This is a genomic window from Photobacterium aphoticum, from assembly GCF_001029435.1.
Classification (GTDB): Bacteria; Pseudomonadota; Gammaproteobacteria; order Enterobacterales; family Vibrionaceae; genus Photobacterium; species Photobacterium aphoticum.
Map to the genome: position 1 here is coordinate 69,242 of NZ_LDOV01000053.1, position 6,000 is coordinate 75,241.

Annotated in this window: 5 protein-coding genes; all 5 read right to left on the bottom strand. The window is 44.5% G+C overall.

The genetic code is table 11. The features are described 5' to 3' along the window. Positions 1–699: 699 nt before the first annotated feature. The 5 genes from ABT58_RS22630 to ABT58_RS22655 all read right to left on the bottom strand — a co-directional run bounded on the left by ABT58_RS22630 (position 700) and on the right by ABT58_RS22655 (position 5,608). Positions 700–1,548 carry a DMT family transporter gene (locus ABT58_RS22630; protein ID WP_338048713.1) on the bottom strand — a complete coding sequence of 283 codons (849 nt, stop codon included), beginning with the start codon at positions 1,546–1,548 and terminating at the stop codon, positions 700–702. Positions 1,549–1,693: 145 nt separating this feature from the next. Beyond that, positions 1,694–3,835, bottom strand: a complete 2,142-nt coding sequence (locus tag ABT58_RS23590) for a glycosyl hydrolase family 18 protein (protein WP_205625339.1) — start codon at positions 3,833–3,835, stop codon at positions 1,694–1,696. A 404-nt stretch (positions 3,836–4,239) separates the two neighbouring features. Beyond that, complete coding sequence (locus tag ABT58_RS22645) at positions 4,240–4,695, bottom strand: hypothetical protein (RefSeq protein WP_146147237.1); 456 nt, start codon at positions 4,693–4,695, stop codon at positions 4,240–4,242. Positions 4,696–4,747: 52 nt separating this feature from the next. Beyond that, positions 4,748–5,014, bottom strand: a complete 267-nt coding sequence (locus ABT58_RS22650) for a hypothetical protein (RefSeq protein ID WP_053063186.1) — start codon at positions 5,012–5,014, stop codon at positions 4,748–4,750. 246 nt (positions 5,015–5,260) lie between these two features. Then, positions 5,261–5,608 carry a hypothetical protein gene (locus ABT58_RS22655; RefSeq protein WP_047876704.1) on the bottom strand — a complete coding sequence of 116 codons (348 nt, stop codon included), beginning with the start codon at positions 5,606–5,608 and terminating at the stop codon, positions 5,261–5,263. Between the last annotated feature and the right edge of the window lie 392 nt (positions 5,609–6,000).

Sequence of the window (6,000 nt, forward strand, 5' to 3'; positions counted from 1 at the left end):
TAGCTGCGTGTTGAACCAACGAAATCGTTACGCGCTGGATTTATATACAATTACATTACGCCATTTTACCCCCAGTCGATGCCTGCACATGTATCAATAAAGCGCCAATCGAGGGGCAATCTGATCGTATTTTGATGGATAGACAACTCTGAAAGAAGAGGAAAACGTCCTTCACATTGCATCAACGTGATCTCACATTGTGCATGCACGAGTTGATTAGCGACACGTTCCACCATATGCCAACCGACACCCAACACCATCATGTATCGCCACGCGTGTTAGCAAATGGATATATAAAACATCATGGCTATTATTTTATATAAAAACATGATTTACTCTTTCGATATGAATGTTGAAATGAAGAATCTTTTATAATGTCAAAAATCAAAGATAGAATATTGCTTTTAGGCTGTGGATTATTATGCGCCATTGCCTCTTGGGCATTTTTTGCGGGATTTCAAACATACAGTTTTTATATCCTCAATGCGATCGTAGCAATAGCCATAATAAATAAACTAATCAATAAGCCTAAAAGTTAAATAATTTCATCAAAGAATTCCTCCTTGTTTATCAAAACCAATTATTCCCCTCTTTCCTGCCATCCTTCATCCAACGAAAACTTTAAGTGATGGCGGCAATCATCGAGAAAATCCCATACCGCCTTCTTTGATTCCTTGCTTACTTAGGGTGCATCGACGCTTAAGATTTAAGTGTCTTAACGGCGGTTTTCGGTTGCCACAACGCGAAAAGATTGCCGATAAGCATAATGAGCGCACCAATAAATAGCGACGGTGCGAGGCTCTCGCCATACAACACAGCACCGACCATACCGATCGCCGGTAACCGCATAAAATCGAGAATAACGACAATACTCACTTCCGCATGTTGCATCGCTTTGGCCATGCAGAAATGCGCGGTTAACGCGGTCGCCCCAATGATAAAGAGCCAGCCACCTTGTTGCAGTGTCGGTGTCGTCCAATGATTCAGAGTCAGCAATAATCCCAGAGGAAGTTGCACCAGCGACATATAAAACAGAATAGTCAGTGGACTTTCTGTCACAGCAAGAGACTTCGTCGACGTATGAGAAATGGCATAACAACATGCCGCGCCGAGGACGATAAAAGAAGACAGATTAAAAACCGCCATGCCCGGTTTCACGATCACCATCACGCCCAGCAAGCCTAACAAAATTGCAGAGAGCTTTCTTAGGGTTAACGCTTCCCCCAGACATAACCACGCTATGAGAGCCGTCCATAACGGTACCGTAAACTCCAACGCAAACACTTCGGCAAGTGGCAATAAAGTGATCCCGACGAGCCATCCGTATTGCCCCATAAAATGGAAACCATTTCGTACACAATGTAAGCCGATACGTGGTGAATGAATCAATGCAGTTTGTTTTGTGGCCCACAGGATAAGGGAAATCACCACTAACCCTAACGTGCTTCTGAATAACATCACTTGTGCGGTATTGATCTCGCCGCTTAATTCCCTCGCACCCACCGCCATCAAACAGAAAGATAACAACGCCCCGACCATCCATGTCATTGCTTTAATGATAATCTTGCTCCTTCTATACCGACCGATATTTACCAAATTTATGGGTCAAACGTTATAGGTTTGGCTCGTCCATAAAAACCAATAAAAGGAGATGACGCACACCTCCTTTTCCGACCGTAACATGATGCTGCTATTACTTCACAGTATCTTTATAAGCGACGTTGTCAGCCCGGTATTTTTCCACTTTGGCTTTCACTTCGTCAGGACTGAGTACCGTATCTTTTTGGTGGAACACCCAGTCGACTTGCTGTTCATAAATCCGTGTTTCCGTTGAATCAACGGACTGAAGATTGATAAACCACTGGTTAAAAGCAATAAACATCTTCGACTCGGGATACACATGCCCGCCGTGGTTAGCAAACAGTTTACCATCGATATAGTACTTCACTTCACCATCGGCGACTTGGAAGACCAAGTCATGCCATCCGGCATAGCTGGCGCGATCATAAGTGTGTAAGTTATCCGCTAACCACGGATCAACCTGCACGGTTTCCCACGTGGTGGTATACATCACATGCTCAGGCATACCCCAGCCGCCATTAGAGAGATATTCAAAATCAATCTCACTGTAATCCGGATCGTTATCCGCTGCTAACGGTGTGATAGAGAAGAACGTCTGTACCACATTATCGCCATCAGGCGCACCGCCCAGCGGCATATCAGAGAACTTCACACGTGCGGCATACGTGCCTTCAAGGAAACGACGATCTTTGGTGGCAATCTCGGCTTGTACGGTATTTTCCGGCTTGCCTGACGTCGTAGAATGCAAGGTCATCACACGGTTAGCGGCATCGTTTGGATCGGCCGTAAAGGTGATATTGTCTTTACTCCAACTGGCTCCCGGTACACCCGGACCGCCGCCCCACGTGCGCAGTGACCACACCGAAGCGGTGAGCGCAGGATCTGAGTTCGACTGATAGCTAAAATCATCAAACAAGACCTGCTCTTTCACTGGCGGGGCCACTGGCCCAATTTCTAGCCAAACGTGCGCTTTGCCCGGGGTATCTCCCAATGTCCAATACCGCGCCTCGTAAATCATTTGCTGATAGACCACCTGCATACCAGCGGTATAGGTCACCGTTGCGACCCACTCCTGCGGCCCTTCGCTGACGTCAGGGATCAACGCCCAGGGCCCGTGCGGATTACCCGGCTTCTCACCTTTTGTCCACCACTTGGATTTGTACTGCTTATCTTCAAAGACAACGATCTCGCCGCCCACATAAATGACATCTGCATGCCAGCTATTTTCAGGCGCTGGTTTATCAGGGTCTGGCTTCACAGGCGGCTCATTCCCGTCACAGGCGACAATCGGGTTCCCCTTGATAGTGTCATTCATCGCTTTGAGTAACGAGAAATCATCGTTCGTGTCTTGGGTCAGCTCCCAATTCATGATCCCGCCAGCGGTATCCAACGCCAACTGCGTTTTCTTAGCGATGGTAGGGATACCGTTGTAGTAATTGGTGCTGATCACATTACCGTTGGCATCTTTGGTGAGTGTATCCAGACAAGCCTGTGCCGGGTCGATGGCCACAATATCTTTATACTTTTTCCAGCCCGGACGAGAGTAAAACGGCGTCCCCAGTACGGTTTTCTCTTTGCTCAAGCCTTTTGCCTGCCAGTATTGAATGGACTCAACGGCAAACTGATAGCTGGCGTGATCGCCGTTATTTTTGTCGTAAGCCATCAGGTTTAAGAAATCGATATCATCAAACACTTCCGGTTTGATCCCGTTCCCGGTATAGCCAAGTGCCACCACGGCAGCCGTCAGGAACTTGCCTTCAGCGCGTAACGCTTGACTCAACTCGCCCATCAAAAGCGCGAAGTTATCAGCAGACGTACCGGGATCGGGATACTCCCAATCCATATCCACGCCATCTAGCCCATACTGATTCACAAAGGCCATCACGTTGGTGACAAATGCGGTCCGTGTGACAGGGTTACTGGCCAATGTCTCAAAGGCACTATCATCACCGCCATTCCAGCCACCAATGGCGATCCCCACTTTCACATTCTGCGCATGGGCTTTTTGCACCAACGCTTTTAAAGTGTGACTTCCTTCAAGCGGCTTGAGGGTACCGTCGGCATTGGGCAGTAAAAAGGCGTAATTAATGTGGGTTAACTTGTCATACTGGACAGCGTCGGTACTGCCTTGCCATGAGGGAAAGTACCCGACCACTTTAAAATCACTGGCAGGTGCCATTGCGGCAAAGGCGTTTGCAGAAAGTGTCATCACCCCCGCTAACGCCATACCACTGAATAAACGATTAAACTTCATGTGTTCCTCTTCCATGTTTCACCATCATTGGGAAATCACAGTGAAAATGACTTTTACACATGACTAAAGTGGTATTTCAAAATTTTGGTTAGGCTTCATGAAATGCCAGTAGAAATCATGAAATGAGATGGGAATTGTTTGATATGAAATCGCATCTTAAAATATCTGCTGAATTATATCGGCATTCAGAGTTAGAAGAACGTAAAGCATCAATACAAAGCAGAATCATTAGAAAAACAGATCTGCATAAATTAACACTTTAATAATATCCACATTAACGTCTTTCTGACACCTACCCTCTATGTAGATTGCCAAATAAACCAATGCTGGTTGCATCGGTGACACTGAAATATCGACACTTCATCCAGCGACTCAGGTTCAAGGGTAAATTCAGACAACCAGAATTAATTCCAGTCTTTAGGGCCTTTATCCCAGAACTTATGCGTTTCAACTAATGCAATGGATTCTCTGTAAGAGTCTGGTGATCCCATAAATTCACATAACACACCACAGCAAGAAACCCAGTCCATCCCTTGCATAAAGAGGGGAATCGTTGGCGTGCCTCTTATTTTTTTAAGTTGCTCATACGGATCGTCACAATACATTTCCAGAATTGGCTCTAAGTCCTCTTCAGAGAACAACTTAATTTTTCCATCTTTGAAGCACTTCGTACAGGCCCCGTCCAACTCAAACTCTTCAAGTTCTTCTGGTATATCTTGAAACATGAATTGCTCAGATTCAATTGCAAAGCCTGTGACATTATAAATAGGCCTATCCTTCGCTCCACAAAATGCGCACTCATCAGAATAGGTGCTTTCTTTCAATGCTCCATCTGCTATCAGTTCAAATACTTTCCCCATTTTCCCCACTCCCCCAGTCAAATACTCATAGCGTAAAAACCTTATATTTAATTCATGCACCGCTGTTTTCAATCAAATGAAGCAATCTTTTCCTTGTCACTCTTTGGTTATCCACATACCAATTATCTCCCGTTTCAAAGCCTGAAAGAGAATAATCAGATTGCTCAGATAGCCAGTCAATAAATTCAACTTTCGAATAAAACGCACGAATTATTCCAACATATTCACCTTCTGAAACATATTTCACCCCATGTCTATACGTTAACCATTCATCAAAATGTGTGTAAAGTACCTTATTATCCTCTACCACAGTATCCATAATGACAATAATCAATACGAATATTTCTTTTTAAATATTCATACACTTTTGCAGATAATTCATGACCAAACTTTTCGATACTGTTCATAATGATTTCTATGTAAAAAACTGACTAGAGACCAACTAACACAGGTTAAATTTAGTTTGCTAGTTCATATACTCGACAAAACTTATTAAGCATAAACTCCGTGAAGGTGAGAGGATCATTATCTTCATTGTGCAATATTTCAGCATGATCCAACAACCTCATTTCTTCTCGTTACTCTCCAGCACATGCACTCTACTGATGATCATTGATACAACGCGAGCATGAATACTGTAACGGGTCGAATCATTGGGGATATATCCGATGCGCTTAAGCCCAAACGTTGTACCCAATTTATCATTCGCCATTTTAGCACCAAGTAATGCCGCTTCCCTTATCGCTTCAGGATCAACGCCTTCAGAGAGTGAAAATGCCATTGGCGATTTCGCATATAACTCAGGAACAGGTACATGATTTGCGACCAGTTCAACCTCCAGATACGCATCTTGTCCAGCACCGCACTGATACGCCCCAATATATCTATTGCCTATTTTCTTAAATATGGGCATAACATTAATACCTCGATAGCCCCACTGCGACTTCACTTGACGAAATACAAAACTGACGGTTTCCCGACGGCTCAAGCTAATAATAAACTACTTATTCTGTCGGATATTCAGCATACATATACGTCCCAAGCACCCCGTAGATGATAGCGGTCGGGATGCCTGTTGTTACCATCAATACAGAATCCACCACGACAGCGTCTGGCGTAACAATGAGATTCCTCACATTAGGAATTCTCTTCTTTTTCCGACCAATACCCGAGTCTATCTCTACTTGCCGATATCAATAACCCCGGCTCAATTAACATGCAAATAACAAAATGAGCCATAATACATGGCGCTAAACTTCGATCGCCAAGAAAATAAATAGCACCGCAGGGTGAGATCGCGAACAT

Coding starts and splice junctions, on each gene's coding strand:
- ABT58_RS23590 (WP_205625339.1), bottom strand. CDS start 3,835: ATGAAGTTTAATCGTTTATTCAGTGGTATGGCGTTAGCGGGGGTGATG.
- ABT58_RS22650 (WP_053063186.1), bottom strand. CDS start 5,014: ATGGATACTGTGGTAGAGGATAATAAGGTACTTTACACACATTTTGAT.
- ABT58_RS22655 (WP_047876704.1), bottom strand. CDS start 5,608: ATGCCCATATTTAAGAAAATAGGCAATAGATATATTGGGGCGTATCAG.
- ABT58_RS22630 (WP_338048713.1), bottom strand. CDS start 1,548: ATGACATGGATGGTCGGGGCGTTGTTATCTTTCTGTTTGATGGCGGTG.
- ABT58_RS22645 (WP_146147237.1), bottom strand. CDS start 4,695: ATGGGGAAAGTATTTGAACTGATAGCAGATGGAGCATTGAAAGAAAGC.